The sequence below is a fragment of the Arthrobacter sp. B0316-1-20 genome (assembly GCF_059091865.1).
Window position 1 is genome coordinate 179472 of the sequence record NZ_JBNHHC010000013.1, and the last position, 16430, is coordinate 195901.

14 protein-coding genes and 1 tRNA gene are annotated in these 16430 nt (G+C 67.6%); 7 read left to right on the forward strand and 8 right to left on the reverse strand.

All coding sequences use genetic code 11. The features are described from left to right. Position 1: 1 nt before the first annotated feature. On the reverse strand, positions 2 to 2776 hold the full coding sequence (polA, locus tag AC5RW2_RS21655; RefSeq protein ID WP_494074526.1) for a DNA polymerase I: 2775 nt from the start codon (positions 2774 to 2776) through the stop codon (positions 2 to 4). Between polA and AC5RW2_RS21660 the strand changes: the two genes are divergently transcribed. Continuing rightward, positions 2775 to 3284, forward strand: a complete 510-nt coding sequence (locus AC5RW2_RS21660; protein ID WP_494074527.1) for a hotdog fold thioesterase — start codon at positions 2775 to 2777, stop codon at positions 3282 to 3284. The genes polA and AC5RW2_RS21660 overlap by 2 nt on opposite strands. A 116-nt stretch (positions 3285 to 3400) precedes the next feature. Here the strand turns inward: AC5RW2_RS21660 and AC5RW2_RS21665 are convergent, their stop codons facing one another. Then, positions 3401 to 5023, reverse strand: a complete 1623-nt coding sequence (locus AC5RW2_RS21665) for an HNH endonuclease (RefSeq protein WP_494074528.1) — start codon at positions 5021 to 5023, stop codon at positions 3401 to 3403. Positions 5024 to 5548: 525 nt separating this feature from the next. Continuing rightward, on the reverse strand, positions 5549 to 6097 hold the full coding sequence (locus tag AC5RW2_RS21670) for a dihydrofolate reductase family protein (RefSeq protein WP_494023158.1): 549 nt from the start codon (positions 6095 to 6097) through the stop codon (positions 5549 to 5551). Positions 6098 to 6235: 138 nt separating this feature from the next. Between AC5RW2_RS21670 and AC5RW2_RS21675 the strand changes: the two genes are divergently transcribed. Further along, the gene (locus AC5RW2_RS21675) at positions 6236 to 6595 is read left to right on the forward strand and encodes a nuclear transport factor 2 family protein (protein ID WP_494025861.1); all 360 of its coding nucleotides are present in this window, start codon (positions 6236 to 6238) and stop codon (positions 6593 to 6595) included. Between the two features lie 65 nt (positions 6596 to 6660). Next, positions 6661 to 7281 carry an L-threonylcarbamoyladenylate synthase gene (locus AC5RW2_RS21680; RefSeq protein WP_494074529.1) on the forward strand — a complete coding sequence of 207 codons (621 nt, stop codon included), beginning with the start codon at positions 6661 to 6663 and terminating at the stop codon, positions 7279 to 7281. A 51-nt stretch (positions 7282 to 7332) separates the two neighbouring features. Here AC5RW2_RS21680 and ligD (AC5RW2_RS21685) read toward each other — a convergent pair whose 3' ends face one another. Then, a complete protein-coding gene (ligD, locus tag AC5RW2_RS21685) occupies positions 7333 to 8355 on the reverse strand; it encodes a non-homologous end-joining DNA ligase (protein ID WP_494025860.1) in 1023 nt (340 codons plus the stop codon). A 50-nt stretch (positions 8356 to 8405) separates the two neighbouring features. Here ligD (AC5RW2_RS21685) and AC5RW2_RS21690 point away from each other — a divergent pair, with 50 nt between their 5' ends. Next, entirely contained in the window at positions 8406 to 9080 is a 675-nt protein-coding gene (locus AC5RW2_RS21690) for an alpha/beta hydrolase family protein (protein ID WP_494074530.1), read from the forward strand. A gap of 75 nt (positions 9081 to 9155) precedes the next feature. Here AC5RW2_RS21690 and AC5RW2_RS21695 read toward each other — a convergent pair whose 3' ends face one another. After that, positions 9156 to 9587, reverse strand: a complete 432-nt coding sequence (locus AC5RW2_RS21695) for a YybH family protein (RefSeq protein ID WP_494025859.1) — start codon at positions 9585 to 9587, stop codon at positions 9156 to 9158. Between the two features lie 240 nt (positions 9588 to 9827). Between AC5RW2_RS21695 and AC5RW2_RS21700 the strand changes: the two genes are divergently transcribed. Beyond that, positions 9828 to 10280: an SRPBCC family protein gene (locus AC5RW2_RS21700; protein ID WP_493999602.1), complete on the forward strand. Its 453-nt coding sequence runs from the start codon at positions 9828 to 9830 to the stop codon at positions 10278 to 10280. Positions 10281 to 10304: 24 nt separating this feature from the next. On the opposite strand, the gene AC5RW2_RS21705 is transcribed toward AC5RW2_RS21700, so the two are convergent. Then, entirely contained in the window at positions 10305 to 12482 is a 2178-nt protein-coding gene (locus AC5RW2_RS21705; RefSeq protein ID WP_494074531.1) for an elongation factor G-like protein EF-G2, read from the reverse strand. Between the two features lie 179 nt (positions 12483 to 12661). On the opposite strand from AC5RW2_RS21705, the gene ligD (AC5RW2_RS21710) reads away from it, so the two are divergent. Beyond that, positions 12662 to 13906 (forward strand): non-homologous end-joining DNA ligase, encoded by a 1245-nt coding sequence (gene ligD, locus AC5RW2_RS21710; protein ID WP_494074532.1) that lies wholly within the window; start codon positions 12662 to 12664, stop codon positions 13904 to 13906. A gap of 127 nt (positions 13907 to 14033) precedes the next feature. Here ligD (AC5RW2_RS21710) and AC5RW2_RS21715 read toward each other — a convergent pair. Next, positions 14034 to 14114, reverse strand: a tRNA-Leu gene (locus tag AC5RW2_RS21715). Positions 14115 to 14252: 138 nt separating this feature from the next. On the opposite strand from AC5RW2_RS21715, the gene AC5RW2_RS21720 reads away from it, so the two are divergent. Further along, positions 14253 to 14846 (forward strand): ANTAR domain-containing response regulator, encoded by a 594-nt coding sequence (locus AC5RW2_RS21720; RefSeq protein WP_493977830.1) that lies wholly within the window; start codon positions 14253 to 14255, stop codon positions 14844 to 14846. Between the two features lie 81 nt (positions 14847 to 14927). Here the strand turns inward: AC5RW2_RS21720 and pyk are convergent, their stop codons facing one another. Then, positions 14928 to 16412 carry a pyruvate kinase gene (gene pyk / locus AC5RW2_RS21725; RefSeq protein ID WP_494023165.1) on the reverse strand — a complete coding sequence of 495 codons (1485 nt, stop codon included), beginning with the start codon at positions 16410 to 16412 and terminating at the stop codon, positions 14928 to 14930. Between the last annotated feature and the right edge of the window lie 18 nt (positions 16413 to 16430).

A 16430-nucleotide genomic window follows, 5' to 3' on the forward strand; every position in this document is an offset into this window, starting at 1 on the left:
TCTAGTGTCCGGCTTCCTGCCAGTTGGCGCCGACGCCGACGGACACGTCCAACGGCACGGTCAGTTCCGCGGCGCCGCCCATTTGGGCGCGCACCAACTTCTCCACCTGTTCCCGCTCCCCCGCCGCTACTTCGAGCACGAGTTCGTCGTGGACCTGCAGCAGCATCCGGGACTTCAGTCCCTGGTGGCGCAGCTCCTCCGAGACGCCGAGCATGGCCTTCTTGATGATGTCCGCCGCCGATCCCTGGATGGGCGCGTTCAGCGCGGCCCGCTCCGACATCTCGCGCAGCTGGCGGTTGTCGCTGGCCAGGTCCGGCAGGTAACGGCGGCGGCCTTCGATCGTCGAGGTGAACCCGTCCACCCTGGCCTTGTCCACCACTCCGCGCAGATAATCGCGGACGGCGCCGAACCGCGAGAAGTATTCCTTCATCAGCGTCCGCGCCTCGTCCACGGAGATGTTCAGCTGCTTGGACAGCCCGAACGAACTCAGCCCGTACACCAGGCCGTAGGACATGGCCTTGACCTTGGCGCGCATCTCGCTGGTGACGTCCTCGGGCGCGACCCCGAAGATGTGCGCGCCGACAAACCGGTGCAGGTCCTCGCCCGAGCGGAATGCCTCGATCAGGCCTTCGTCTCCGGACAGGTGGGCCATGATGCGCATTTCGATCTGCGAATAGTCGGCGGTCAGAAGCAGCTCGTAGCCCTCGCCGACGACGAACGCTTCCCGGATGCGCCGGCCGGCCTCCGACCGGACCGGGATGTTCTGCAGGTTCGGGTTGATGGAGGACAGCCTGCCGGTGGCGGCCACCGTCTGCGCGTAGGTGGTGTGGATCCGCCCATCATCCGCCACGGTCTTGCGGAGGCCTTCCACCGTCTGCCGCAGCTTTGAAGCATCGCGATAGGCCAGCAACTGGACCAGGAATTCGTTGCCCGTCTTGGCGAACAGGTCGTTGAGCGCATCGGCGTCGGTCGAATAACCAGTCTTGATCTTCTTGGTCTTCGGCAGCCCCAGCTCCTCGAACAACACCGTCTGCAACTGCTTGGGCGAGCCCAGGTTGATTTCCTTGCCGATGATGCCGAAGGCCGCCGAGCTGGCGGCGTCGATGGTCACGGTGAAGTCGTCCACCAGCCGGTCCAGCGCGCCGGCGTCCACGGCAATGCCGTCCAATTCCATCCGCGCCAATACCAGCGACAGGGGCAGGTCAAGCCCGCCCAGCAGCTGGTTGGCGCCGCGGTCCACCAGTTGTCCGGCGAAGTGTTCGCTCAGCTGCAGCGCGGCGAATGCCTGCACGACGGCCGGTCCGGCCTTGTCATCCTCGGACAGGCCGAGCTCCAACTGTCCATTCGCCGCGGCTTCGGGGGCCGCCACGGACATCTTCAGGTGGTACTGGGCCAGGTCCGCCAGTTCGTAGCTGCGCCGGTCCGGCTGGATGAGATACGCCGAAATCGCGGTGTCGTCGACGACGCCCAGCAGCTCGAACCCACGCCGCGAGAGAACTTTGTAGGCGTACTTGAAGTCGTGGACGACCTTCGGCGCGTCAAGGTCGGACAGCCAGTGTGCCAGCAACTGCTCGGCGTCGGCGTCCAGCGAAGTCAGCGGCACGTAGGCGGCCTGGGCGTGGGCCACCAGGGCCAGCCCGACGGCGTCGTCCCCGCCTTCCGCGGTTTCGGCCACCAATTGCAGGGCAACGTTGTGCTGGTTGGTCTCCTCCAGCCATTCCTTCAGGGCGGCCGCATCGGTGACCACCGTGTGGGCGGGGGCATTGACCTCCGTCTCGCGGACGGCGTCCTCCTCGCCGAAAAGGTCGAAGAGCCGCTTGCGCAGGGTGTTGAACTGGAGCGCATCGAAGAGTTCCTCGATGGCGGTCCGGTCGGGGTGCTGCAGCACCATGTGCTCCAGCTTCACGGGCAGGTCCAGGTCCCGGAGCAGGTGGTTCAGCCGGCGGTTGCGCTTGACCGAATCGACATTGGCCCGGAGCGCCTCGCCGACCTTGCCGCCGATCGAATCCAGGTTCTCCAGGATGCCTTCGACGCCGCCGTAGAGGTTGATCCACTTGGCCGCAGTCTTTGGGCCCACGCCGGGGACGCCGGGAAGGTTGTCGGCGGTCTCACCGACGAGCGCCGCGAGATCGGCATACCGCTCCGGCCGGACGAAGTACTTGGCTTCCACCGCGTCGGCGTCCATCGGCGGGATGTCGCTGATGCCCTTCTTCGGGTACAGCACGGTGACTTTGTCCGTGATGAGCTGGAACGCGTCCCGGTCCCCGGACACCACCAGAACCTCCCAGCCGGACTTCTCCGCCCGCTCACTCAGGGTGGCGATGACGTCGTCGGCCTCGTACCCGTCCAAGGTGACGGTGGGGATCTGCATCGCCTCCATCACCTTGACGATCAGGTCCACCTGGCCGTGGAATTCCTCGGGCGTTTTGTTACGGCCGCCCTTGTACTCGGAATACTCCTCGGTGCGGAAGGTGGGAGTGTCCAGGTCAAACGCCACAGCGATGTGGGTCGGTTCGCGCTGCTCGATCATCTTGATCAGCATGGAGGTGAAACCGTAGACGGCATTCGTGTGCTGGCCGGTATCCGTGGAGAAGTTTTCCACCGGCAGGGCGTAGAACGCGCGGAACGCCATCGAGTGGCCATCGATCAGCAGCAGGCGCTTTGGCCCCGACGCTTCGCTCTCCAGGCCGGAAACGGGGGCTCCCTCTGCCTCTACTGTCGCGGTCGCTGCTGCCGGTTTGTTAGTTTCACTCACACCTGCCAGCCTAGTTCCCATGAGCGACAAATTCACACCCGGCGACAGTGCTGCGGGACACTCGCAGGGCGCGCTTCCGGCTACGGCCGCGGCCACGATCGCCGAACTGGTCGACGCCGGTGTCCCGGAACACTTGCACCGGTGGCTGATACACACCGGGGTGGGATCGCTCGTGGTGAAGATGGGCATCGTTTTCAGCGAGATGACCCCGCAGCGCATGGTGGCAACCATGCCGGTGGAAGGAAATACCCAAGTGGCGGGCATCCTTCATGGCGGCGCGCATGTGGTGCTGGCCGAAACACTGGGGTCCTTCGCGGCGTCTTTGCACGCGGGCGCCGGCCGACACGCCGTCGGCATCGAAGTCGGCGCCAGCCATCACCGCTCCGTCTCTTCGGGCCTGGTCACCGGCACTGCGACGGCCATCCAGCTGGGGCGTTCGCTGACCGTGCACGAAGTCGTGATGACCGATGACGCCGGACGGCGCCTCTCCACGGCGCGGATCACCAATTTGATCCGCGACAACGCGTAGGCACCCTTCGAAACCCTGGCCCGCGAGCCCGGAGGCCAGATCGGCGCACTGCTGGGATCGGCGCCAGCGCCACCGCCCTTGCGCTGGTCAGCGCCACTCCCCCTTGCGCTGGCAATTTAGGCGGCCGACGGGGCGAGCTTGTCCCTCGGGATTTTCACTACTGCCCAACCGCCCGCAGTGCAGGCGCTCCGCCGGGCGCCGTCGTCGGCGTCGTCATCGCTGTTCGCCGCGGCAGCGGCCAACGCGCCGTGAATGATTTCTGCGCTCGATGCCAAGGATGGCTGGGCGGTCCCTGCGGCCGACATCACTGTGCCCGCCGGCACCGTCTCGGTTCTGGCCTTATCGGACCCTGACGCCCCGATTGGCGGCGTGCCTGGTAGTGGTGGCGGGGTTGAGGTGTAGGTGTGTCGGGTGGGGGTGGTGGTTTCCACCGTGTGGTGGGGCCCGTCGAGGGTGCGGCTGGACCAGCCTTCGGCTTCCTTTGACTGGTTGCATTGTTCGCACAGCCCCTGGCCGTTGGCCATGGTCGTTTCACCGCCTTGCGTCCAGGGCACGATGTGGTCGATGTGCCGGATCGCGGCGTCGCACCAGGGCCTTGCGCAGACGGCGTCGCGGGCGTGGATCATCCGGCGCATCCCGGCGGGGAATCGCCGTGCGGCCGAGTCCATCCCCAGCAGCTGCCCGGTCCCCGGGGCGGTGTAGAGGCGGCGGACCCAGATCTCTTCCACGGTGGCCTGTTTCAATACCTTGGTGCGTTGGGCCTGCTCGCGGGCGGTCTTCCACCCCGGCTCGGTCCCGGCCGGCGGCGCCTGCTGCCCCGCCCCGCCCGGCGGGCTGCCATCGGCTGCCGGCGGTTGCGGCGGGCGGGTGAGGTTGCGGGCGTAACCGGCCGGGACGATGCCGTGCCCGGTCAGCCAAGCCGGCTCGGCCTCGCCCCGCAGCAGGGCACGGTCGGTCATCACCAACTGGATTTCCAGCCGGGCCGGGTCGGCGGTGCTGCGGCCGGTGACGCGTTCGAACACGGTATCGGCCATCATCTGGCCCCGCGACCGGGCGTCCCCGCTGCTGCGCAGCCGGTCCGCTTCCTTGTGCAGGGCGGCCATCACCGCCACCCCCTGGACCACCGGAAGCAGGGTCCGGACCGAGACCATCGTGTCCGGCTCGGGCCGGGAAGACACATGCCGGTCCGCTTCGGCCTTCGCCGCCCGCTCCACCACCGAGCGGGGATCGAGCCGGTAGGCCAGGCGCTTGGCTTCGGCCCGCAGCGCCCGGTTCCCGAGCCCGTGCAACCGGTCCCGGTTCCCGGCCAGTTCCCGGTCCACCCGGGCCCGGTGCTCCGGGGACAGGCAGCCGGTCTCCTGGGCCAGGATCTCGGCCCGGTATTCGTTCAGGTCCCCCGCGGCGAGGGCGGCCAGGGTGTGCGGCATCTGCCCCACCAGGGTCCGGGAGAGGTTCAGCAGGACCGCGGCACGGTGCGGGGACTCGCGCCGAGCCAACCCGATCTGGGCGGCCACCCCGGCGCCCTGCCGGTCTTTCGGGACCCCGGCGCAGGCACGGCGGGCACGCACCGACTCCTCCAACGCGACCTGCACCCGGGCCTGCGCGGCCGCCGCGGCAGCCTTCAAACCCTCCAACGCCGTAAGCTCCTCCACCAACTCACGCTCCGACGCACCCACGTCGATGCCCTCAAGGGCAACGGCCGCAGCCCAAACACCGGCAGAATCCAGCGGAGCTGCCACCGGCCCGGCGCCCCGCAACAAGCCCCTGCCTGCAGGTGATACCGGCGCAAGCACTGCTGCGGCGGGAGGATCGGGTACGGCCGGATCAAACATCTCAGCGTCTCAATCTTCAGCATGCGTAATGCATGGCCTCGACTACGAACGGTCACGAACCCTGCACGGATCCGCAGACGCCGCCGGCAAACCCACAACCCGGCGGCCAACGATGGTGCACAACTGCTACTGAAAACAGGCTATCGGCCGCCACTGACAGTTTCGGGCGATGCAGAAATTCCCCGCCGAAAGCCGCGGATGAATGGTATCGGGCCGTGAGTCTGGATAGTCGAGCAGGGACACAGGCGGTGCAGGGACGCCGGAGGACGACATGGGGGAAGGCGGAGGCCCTAGCGTCCTTGGTCAACATTGGAAGACTGAAGGCGGACTGCGGAGGCTGAAGGACAAAGCGGCGCAAGGCGCACCGCTGGGCTGGAGGGCCGTAGTCGTGGTCGCAGCAGGACCGCGCGGGGGAACCGCGCAGGCGCGAGGCTAGACCGCCACCGGATTGAGGTCGTAGTGCATCTCTACCAAGTCGCCCAAGGTGCGGCTGCCGCGAAGCCGGGCCGGCGCCGTCGTGCTGGGGACTGGGAGCAGCGGTTGTCCGCCGCCCAGCACAACCGGTACCAACGTCAGGATGAGTTCGTCCAGCAGGCCGGCCGACGCATACTGCGCGGCAAGTTGACCGCCGCCGACCAGCCACACGTCTTTCTCGCCGGCATCGGCGCAGATGTCGTCGTGGAAGATACCCACGTCACCTCGCACAAACGTGATGTCTGCTCCGGGGATGCCTGGCAGTTCGTGATGCGTGAAAACCCAGGTGGGTGTTGAGCCGTAGGGCCATGCCTCCGGTGCCTCTTCCAGCACGAACTTGTACGTCTCTGAGCCCATGACGATGGACCCAATGCGCTGCATGAAGGTTTCGAAGCTGTCCTGAACGCCATCGGCGTCGTTGAACTGCGTGAGCCAGTCGAGCTTGTTGCTGCGGTCGGCGATATACCCATCCACCGAGCTGCCGACGTAGTAGATAGTCCGGGCCATGGGGCCCATGCTAGCCAGCGGGTCGAACCAGCGGAAGCGTGGCATGCGGCCCGCGGGAGATGCGGCGTAGTCGGACCGCATGCGCCCCGCGGGAGTGCGGGGGTTGTCCGCCCGCGGCCGCCGCAGTACAACGGTGGGATGGATGGGAAGACGTCGGCGTGGATCACCGCTTACCGGCAGGCGTGGGAGACCAATGACCCGGATCAGATCGGAGCCCTGTTTACCGACGACGCCGAGTACCGGCCGGAGCCGTGGACGGACCCGTGGCGCGGTCGGGACAGCATCGTCCAGCAGTGGCTGGCCCGCAAGGACGAGCCCGGCGCGGCGACCTTCGAGTGGCACGAAGTCGCCGTGACCGACGACGTCTCCGTGGTGGAGGGAACGACTGCCTACCGGGACGGACGCACCTACAGCAATTTGTGGGTGATCCGGTTGAACGGCGAAGGCCGGGCAACCCACTTCACGGAGTGGTGGATGGACCAGTCGGTCCCTTCCTGAGACCAACGCCCGCACAGGATGCTCCGCTCATGCATCAACCGCGCCCGTGGCCGTAAGCTCGGGGAATGGTGAGATACTTCGACGTACACCCCCAGGATCCCCAGCCGCGGTCGATCGGCCAGATTGTTGACCTCGTCCGGTCGGACGCGCTGATCGTGTACCCGACCGACTCTTGTTATGCCTTCGGTGCGCAGCTGGGCAACAAGGACGCCCTGGAACGGATCCGGACCATTCGCCGGCTCGACAACAAGCACCACTTCACCTTGGTCTGCAAGGACTTTGCCCAGCTGGGCCAGTTCGTGCACGTCGACAACAAGGTTTTCCGCAGCATCAAGGCCGTGACGCCGGGAAGCTACACCTTCATTCTGCCGGCCACCGCGGAGGTTCCCCGCCGGCTAATGCATCCGAAGAAGAAGACCGTGGGCGTCCGCATTCCGGCGAACAACGTCGCGCAGGCAATCCTGGCGGAACTGGGCGAGCCGCTGCTCTCCAGCACACTGCTGCTGCCGGACGAGGAGGAACCGCTGACCCAGGGCTGGGAAATCAAGGACCGGCTCGACCATGTGGTGGACGCCGTGGTGGATGGCGGCGACTGCGGGTCCGAGCCCTCCACGGTCGTCGACTTTTCCGGCGGCACTGCCGAAGTGGTCCGTTACGGGGCCGGGGACCCGTCCCGGTTCGAATAGGGGCCAGGGGCGGCGGTCGCCCAGGGCGGTATCCGTCAGGTTGGCGGGCCGCTAGTCCTTCTTGCGCGCCCGGCTGGGCTGCACCCGCGGCGGCTCGCCCGGCATCTTCGGATAGTCGGGCGGGAAGGGCATCTCCCCCAGGCCGGCGGCGAGGTCGCGTTCCCACCACTGGAGCAGGACGTCGATCTTGCCCGGCTCATCATGCATGCGGGACCACGGGTCGCCGGTAGTCTTCAGCCTGTCCGGAACCGTGGCGATCGTGAAGTTCTTCGGGTCGGCCGTTTCGAGTTCGTCCCATGCGATGGGGCAGGACACCGCCGCGTTCGGCAGGGCCCGCGGGCTGTAGGCACCCGCCATGGTCCGGTCGCGGTTGGCCTGGTTGAAGTCCACGAAGATCCGCTCCCCGCGCTCCTCCTTCCACCACGACGTCGTCACTTGTTTCGGCATCCGCCGCTCGATCTCCCGCGCCGCGGCGATGACGGCGTGGCGCACGTCCAGGAATTCGTGCGTCGGCTCGATCGGCGCGAACATGTGCAGCCCGCGGTTTCCGGAGGTCTTGATGAACGCGTTGAGTCCGGCCTCCGCCAGCACCGACCGCAGTTCGATCGCCACCGGGATGGCGTCGTCGAACGAGGTCCCCGGCTGCGGGTCCAGGTCGATGCGAAGCTGGTCCGGGTTGTCGGAGTTCCCCGCGCGCGAGGGCCACGGGTGGAACACCACGGTGTTCATCTGCACCGCCCACACCGCCGCGGCGGGCTCGTCGAGGACCAGTTGCGGGTGCGACCGGGCGCTCGGATACACCACCATCACCGACCGCACGAAGTCAGGCGCACCCTTGGGCGGATTCTTCGAGAAGAACTGCTCGCCGTCGACCCCGTTCGAGAACCGTTGCAAGGACACCGGCCGGTCGCCGTTGGCGCGGACGAAGGCCTCGCCAACCTCCGCGATGTAGCGCGCCAGATCCAGTTTGGTGATCCCGAGTTCGGGCCACATCACCCGGCTCGGGCTGGAAATGCGCACCTCGCGCTCGCCGTGCGGTCCGTCGACCGTCAGCGTTGTCTGTTCGCTGGCCATGGGAACACCTAAACACACACACTCGCTTCTGGCGAGGGCATGATGGGAGCATGCCTATCACCGAGTCCCCCGTGACCATCGACGTCGGCAACACCACCGTCTCCGGTGTCTACGCCCGCCCCGAGTCCCCCTTCGCTTCGCTGGTGGTGGCCCACGGGGCCGGCGCGGGCATGGACCACCCGTTCCTGTCCGGTTTCACCCGCGCCTTGAACGACGACGGCGTAGCCACCTTGCGCTTCAACTTCCCCTACCGGGAGGCCGGCAGAAAGTTTCCGGACCGCCCGCCGGCTGCCATCGTGGCGTGGCGTTCGGCCATGCGGGAAGCGGCAGCGCGGTCCGAAGGTGAACCGCTGTGGGCGGCCGGCAAATCCTTCGGCGGCCGCATGGCGTCGATGGCCGTGGCGGAGGGAATGCCGGCCGCCGGCCTGGTGTACCTCGGCTATCCGTTGCACCCGCCGGGGAAACCGGACAGGCTGCGCGACGAGCACCTGTATGGCCTCACGCTGCCCATGCTGTTCCTGCAGGGCACCCGCGATACCTTCGCAACCCCGGAACTGCTCGAGTCCGTCGTCGCACGCATCGGCCCGAATGCCGTGCTCGCCTGGCAGGAAGGCGGCGACCATTCCTTCGACGTCAAGGGCGGGAGAAGAGGGGCGGCGGAGATTGGGGCATCGCTCGCCGGCCCTGCTGCCGAATTCCTCCGCTCGAGGGTCAGCGGCGCCTGACCGCCGGCCGGCTGCCGGCCAGTGCCCGACGATGGAGTCGAGGGCCCGCGGCGCCTGCCGCCGGCCGGCTGCCGGCTACTGCTCGACGATCGAGTCGATGGTCCGCGGGGAGGTGATGGGATCGGCGTGACGGTGGATGATCTTCCAGGTGCTGTCCTCCAGCCGGAATATCGTCGTGACCCGCAGCGAGATCGGGGACGGCGCATCGGACACGCTGACCTTCACCCGGGTCCGCTCGATTTCGACGATGTAGGCCAGATCGGTCGCGACGTAGGTCGAAATCCGTTCAAACCGGATCGGCTCGCCCTCCCTGAAATGCGATACCGCCCGGTCCATGGCCGCCTCGACCTCCGCCCAGCCACGGGCAGGCGGCCCCAACGGATTGGCAAGCGTGACCTCCTCCTGCCGCGAAAACAGGTCCTTCGCCAAAGCGGGGATTCCCTGGACGAACGCGTCCAGCGCTCGGTGATACCGCTCGGCAACAAGTTCGAGATCGGGCCCTGGCATGATTCCTCCAGCCGCTGCCTCCCGCCGGGGCCGTGCGGCCGGGGCGCGAATACAGCCATGCTCCCACCGGCATCCGGGGATGTCCATGACCGGTGTCGGCCCAGGGCCAGGCTCCTTCACGGGGCCGGCCGGCGGGACTACGATGGCCGGGCCGGCGACCGCACGCCGGGACTACGATGGTCGGACAAGGGGCCCCCACGCCTTCAGCTGCGGGGTCGGTGCCGGAAGGGGCCGCGTCCGATGAACGAGCAACCCGGCGGTTTCGTGCTGGAGCTGAAGGTGGTCTTGGCCGCGCCGTGCGACCAGGTTTTTCGCATGCTGACGGAGGCGGATGAGTTGGCCACATGGTGGGGTCCCGAAGGTTTCACAACACCCGACGCCGTGCTCGACGCCAGGCCGGGCGGCACCTACCGGCTGACGATGAAACCGCCCGACGGCCCGCCCTTCCACCTCGCCGGTGAGTTTCTCGAATTCTTCCCTCCGCGCCGCCTCGCCTACACCTTCCGGTGGGAGGAGCCCGCGCCCGATGACCGCGAAACCGTCGTCATGCTCTCCCTCAAACCCTCGGAGGACGGCACCCGCCTCGCCCTCCGGCAGGGCGGGTTCGCCACCGAGGAACGTCTCGGCCTGCACCGGGCCGGCTGGACGGACGCCCTGGGGAAACTCGCCCGCGTCCTCCGCTCCGGCGGGTGACCGGACCCGTCCCGGCCGATAGCCTTACCGCTGCCCGACCCCCGTCGCCGCTGTCGAAGGCACCGGGTCGTGCCTCAGGTAGGCCCGCCGGAAACGCCCGGTGCCGCCGGTCAGCGCACGAAGGTCGACGGCGTAGCGCAGCAATTCGTGGTCCGGGACTTCGGCGCTGATTTCGGTGAGGTCCCCGCCGGCCGAATCCGACCCGGTCAGGCGTCCGCGTCGGGCGGACAAGTCGCTCATTACCGACCCTACGTAGTCGTCGGGCACCGTGATCGTCACGGAGGAGATTGGCTCCAGCAACTGGATCCGCGCCGCCGCAGCGGCTTCCCGCAAGGCCAGGGCACCCGCGGATTGGAAGGCCGCGTCGGAGGAGTCGACGCTGTGGGTCTTGCCGCCGACCAGTGTCACGCGGATGTCGACGACGGGGAATCCGGCGGAGACGCCTTTTTCCATCTGCGCCCGGACACCCTTTTCGACGGACGCGATGTACGGCCCCGGGATGATGCCGCCGACGATCTTGTCCACGAATTCAAACCCGGCGCCCCGCGCGAGCGGTTCCACCTCGATCTCGCAGATGGCGAATTGGCCGTGCCCGCCGGACTGCTTGACGTAGCGTCCGCGTCCGGTGGCCCCTGTCGCGAACGTTTCGCGCAGGGGCGTGACGACGTCGACGGTTTGCACATTCACGCCCTGCCCGCGCAGCCGGTCGAGCACCACCTCGGCGTGCGATTCGCCCATGCACCACAGGATGAGTTGGTGGGTCTCAGTGTGCCGCTCCACCCGCAGGGTCGGGTCGCCCGCGGCCACCTTGGCCAGGCTTTTCGCCAGGGCGGCCTCGTCGTTGCGCGTGGCCGCCTCCACCGCGACAGGCAACAGCGGTTCCGGCATCTCCCAGGGTTGGATGAGCATCGGCAGCTCCCGCGACGACACCGTGTCGCCGGTCTCGGCCGTGCCGATCTTCGTCAACGCGCAGATGTCGCCGGCGATGCACAGGGACACCGACCGCAGGGTCGAGGCGAGCGGGGCGTGCAGATGCGTGACCCGTTCGTCGCTGTCGTGGTCGGCGTGGCCCCGGTCGGCGAGCCCGTGCCCGGACACGTGGATGGCGGAGTCGTCCCGCAGGGTGCCCGAAAAGATCCGGACCAGGGAGACCCGGCCCAAAAACGGGTCCGTGGTCGTGCGGATCACTTCGCCGGCGAGCGGTCCGTCGGGGTCGCAGCGCAGCGGGGTGCTGCGCGAACCGTAGAGTCCCGTCGCCGCCGGCATCGGGCGCTCGAGCGGGGACGGGAATGCCCGCTGGAGCATGTCCAGCAGCTCCGGGATGCCCAGCCCGGTTTCCGAGGAGGTGGCCAGCACCGGGTAGAAGGATCCGCGCGCGACGGCGGTCTCCAGGTCGGAGAACAGCACATCGAGGCCGATTTCCTCGCCGCCGAGATAACGGTCCATCAGGGACTCGTCCTCGCTCTCGGCGATGATGCCTTCGATCAGGGCGCTGCGGGCCTCCTCGGCTCCCGCGAGCTCCCCGGCGCCCGCGGGACGGACATCGGGCTTTCGTTCCCCGGCACTGTAGTCCGATACGGTGCCGGACAGCAGTGCGTGCAGCCCCGTCAGGTCCGCCCCGCTCCGCACCGGCAGGTACAGCGGCTGTACGGACTCGCCGAAGGCGCGGCGGCAGCCGGCCAGCGCCGCTTCGAAGTCGGCCCGCGGGTGGTCCAGCCGGCTGATGGCCACCGCCCTCGGCATCCCGACGCTCTCGCATTCGCCCCACAGCGCGGTGGTCGCGGCATCGATCCCGTCCACGGCGGACACGACGAACAGGGCGGCGTCGGCGGCACGAAGACCGGCCCGCAGCTCGCCAGTGAAGTCCGAATAGCCCGGAGTGTCCAAGAGGTTGATTTTGACGTCGTCGAACATCACGGGGAGGACGGAGAGCACGACGGAACGCTGCTGGCGGATCTCGGAAGGATCCGAGTCGCTGACGGTGGTGCCGTCGACGATCGAACCCATCCGGTTCGTGGCCCCCGCCGCCAGCAACAGGGCCTCCGCGAGCATCGTCTTCCCGGCACCGGAGTGGCCCACCAGCACCACGTTGCGGATCTGCTCCGGCCGGGACACCGTTGCCGCGGCGGAGACCTCCGCCCGGCGCGGATCCGCGCTCCGTCCAGAACCCTTCGCCAACCCGTTGGCCGATTTCCCCGACATGAGCGCCTCCTGGCGTCGTAGGCATCGTCGTCCTGCGCACTCACCTGCTGTTAACAGATTCGACACCCGGAAGGGGCGCAGCGGCAAGGGCGTGGCCGTATCCCTGCGCAAACAAGACCAGGCCGGGCTGCCGCGCAGCTGGTCTGGTTGGGACATCCGATCGTTGCTAGCGTGGCGGAATGAACCCGTCGAAGGCCCCAGCCGAGATCCTTAACATTGCCGGCAGCGAGGTTCGCATCTCGAGTCCGGACAAGGTGGTGTTCCCACAACCCGGGCTGACGAAGCTCGACCTGGTTCGCTACTACCTTGCCGTCGCGGATGGTGCACTGCGCGGCGCCGGCGGCCGCCCAATGGTGCTCAAGCGCTTCCCGAAGGGCATCGATGCTGAGCCATTCTTTCAGAAGCGCGTGCCTGAAAACCACCCTGACTTCATCCACACGACAACGCTGCACTATGCGTCGGGGACATCAGCCGAAGAGGCCGTCCTTAGGGATGCTGCGGGCTTAGCGTGGGTCGTGAATCTTGGATGCCTGGACCTCAACCCGCACCCCGTGCGCGCCGAGGACCTCGAGCACCCCGACGAGCTGCGGGTCGACCTCGATCCGATGCCGGGAGTCGACTGGTCGCAGCTCGTCGACGTCGCCTGCGTCGCACGGGAAGTGCTCAACGACGTGGGACTGGTGGGTTGGCCGAAGACGAGTGGGTCGCGGGGACTCCACATCCTTGTGCGCATCGCGCCTCAATGGTCGTACCGCCACGTGCGGCTCGCCGCAGAGACCCTCGCTCGCGAGGTCGAGAACCGCGCTCCCGGCCTCGCCACCGCACGGTGGTGGAAGGAGGAGCGCGGCGAGAGTGTGTTCGTCGACTACAACCAGAACGCCAAAGACCGCACCGTGGCTTCCGCGTACTCGATCCGGCCCCTGCCCGACGCCCGGGTTTCGACGCCGCTCACATGGGACGAGGTCACCTCCGCCCGACCGGAACAGTTCACTGTGCGCTCGGTGCTCGAGCGCTTCGCCGACGTGGGCGACCCTCACGCCGGCATCGATGACGCGGTCGGCACCCTCGACGGGCTCCTCGCCTTGGCGGCCGAGCTCGGCCCCGCCGAGAAACCGCCGGGCGGCGGCGACGGCTCCGGCCGCCGGAAGTCGATGATGCCGCTCATTGAAGTGGCCCGAACCAAGACCAAGCCCGAGGCGTACGCGGCGCTCGATGAGTGGAAGACTCGGCATGCGGACGTCGTCCCGGCCCTGCAACCGGCTGATGTGCTCGTCGACGGAATGCGCGGATCAAGCTCGCTCTGGTACAGGGTGCGAGTGAACTTGCAGCACGTCCCCGTAACGAAGCGGCCGCCGCAGGAGGAGCTCATCAGCGACTACGACCCATGGGCCGGCAAGGACTGGCCGGGGCGCCCGGGGTCCTAACCCACCGACCAAAAACCGGAAGCGCACAAAGCCAACGGAACAGCCGGTGTCTGCAACCCCCGAAGGGGCCCACAAGTCAATATTTGTCCACTACCAGAGACCTACATGCCTCCGCACAGTAAAAACGTGCCCGAGGTGGGATTCGAACCCACACGAGTTTCCCCGCCGCATTTTGAGTGCGGTGCGTCTGCCGTTCCGCCACTCGGGCCGGCACCGGTTGCAAAGCCGGCTTCCAAACTGTGAAAACCGTCATGCTGCCCGGTGCGCGAATCTACTCTACATGCCGATAGGCTATTTCACGGAACCGACGCCATGCCAATGGCAACGCAACACTCTAGGAGCGCCAGTGTCTGAACAAACCGAGTCTGTCCCCGCTCGCCGCGTCGTCGTCGCGGAGGACGAGACACTGATCCGCCTGGATATCGTCGAAATTTTGAGGGGCGAGGGCTATGACGTCGTTGGCGAAGCCGACAACGGCGAAAAGGCCGTGGAACTCGCCCAGGAACTGAAGCCGGACCTGGTCCTCATGGATGTGAAGATGCCTGTGATGGACGGCATCTCGGCCGCGGAGCAGATCGTCAAGGCACGCATCGCCCCGGTGGTGCTGCTGACCGCGTTCAGCCAGAAAGAGCTGGTGGAGCGCGCCCGCGACGCCGGTGCCATGGCGTACGTGGTGAAGCCCTTCACGCCGGCGGACCTGATCCCGGCCATCGAGATCGCACTCTCCCGCCACGAAGAGATCGCCGCCCTGGAGTCCGAGGTGTCCGACCTGCAGGAGCAGTTCGAGACCCGGAAGCTGGTGGAGCGGGCCAAGAGCCTGCTCATCACCAAGATGGGCCTGACCGAGCCGGAAGCGTTCCGCTGGATCCAGAAGACGTCGATGGACCGCCGGCTGAGCATGCGCGAAGTCGCCGAGACCATCATCAACCAGGTGAACTAAGGCAACGCGAACGGCCAACCAAGGCTACGGGAACGGCCTCCGGAATGATCCGGAGGCCGTTCTGTTGTCCGTGGACTGCGCCTACGACGTCGGCCAGGGGCCGACCCGCTCGGGCCGGGGGTGCGGCTGGCCGTCCAGCAGTTCACCGGCATCCGCCAGGTCGCCCACCCGGTGCACCTTCAGGGAGTTGGTGGAACCGGCCTTGCCCGGGGGCGAACCGGCGGCGATGACGACCAGGTCATCAATCTCCACCAGCCCGCGCTCGTAGAGGATCCGGTCCACCTGGGCGGTCATATGATCCGTGTGCTCGACGAACTCCACGACCAGCGGCTGGATGCCCCAGGTCAGCGACAGCACGTTCAGGGTGGACTGGAGCGGGGTGAACGCGAAGACCGGCCGCCCCGGGCGCAGCCGGCTGAGCCGGCGGGCCGAGTCGCCCGACTGGGTGAACGTACAGATGTACTTGGCGTCGAGCTGGTCGGCGATCTGCACGGCCGCCCGCGTGATGGCGCCGCCGCGGGTCTTCGGCTGGCTACCCAGCGGCTGGATGCGGTCCAGCCCGTGCTGCTCGGTGGACTCGATGATCCGGGCCATGGTCCGGACCGTCTCCAGCGGGTACTTGCCCACGCTGGTTTCGCCCGAGAGCATGACCGCGTCCGCACCGTCCAGCACGGCGTTGGCGCAGTCCGATGCCTCGGCCCGGGTGGGCCGCGGGTTGTCGATCATCGATTCGAGCACCTGGGTGGCCACGATCACCGGTTTCGCCCAGCGGCGGGCGAGTTCGACGGCGCGCTTCTGGACCAGCGGCACGTCCTCCAGCGGCAACTCCACGCCCAGGTCGCCGCGGGCGATCATGATGGCGTCGAACGCGTCGATGATCTCTTCGATGGCGTCCACGGCCTGCGGCTTCTCGATCTTGGCGATGACCGGGGCGCGGCGTCCCTCCTCGTCCATGATCTCGTGGACCCGCCGGACGTCACCGGCGTTGCGCACGAAGGACAGCGCCACCATGTCGACGCCGGTCTTGAGCGCCCAGCGCAGGTCTTCCTCGTCCTTCTCGCTCAGGGCCGGGACGTTGACCGCGACGCCGGGCAGGTTGATGCCCTTGTTATTGGACACCGCACCCGCCACGGTGACTTCGGTGACCACCTTGACGTCGTCGACCTCGATGGCCTTCAGCGCCACCTTGCCGTCGTCGATCAGCAGGGAGTCGCCCACGTTGACGTCGCCGGGCAGGCCCTTGTGCGTGGTTGAGCATTGCTCGGCGGTTCCCTCCACGTCCTCGGTGGTGATCGTGAAGCGGTCCCCCACCGCGAGGTGGTGGGGGCCGTTCACGAAGCGCCCCAGGCGGATCTTGGGTCCCTGCAGGTCGGCGAAGATGCCCACCGGCTTGGACAGTTCGGCCGACGCCTTGCGCACGTTGTCGTAGGTCTGCTGATGCACGCGGTAGTCGCCGTGGCTCATGTTCATCCGGGCCACGTCCACGCCCGCCTGGAGGACGGCCAAGGTGCTCTCGTAACTGGCGATGGCTGGGCCGAAGGTTGCAACGATTTTTGCGCGTCTCATATACCTACCCTAATCAGA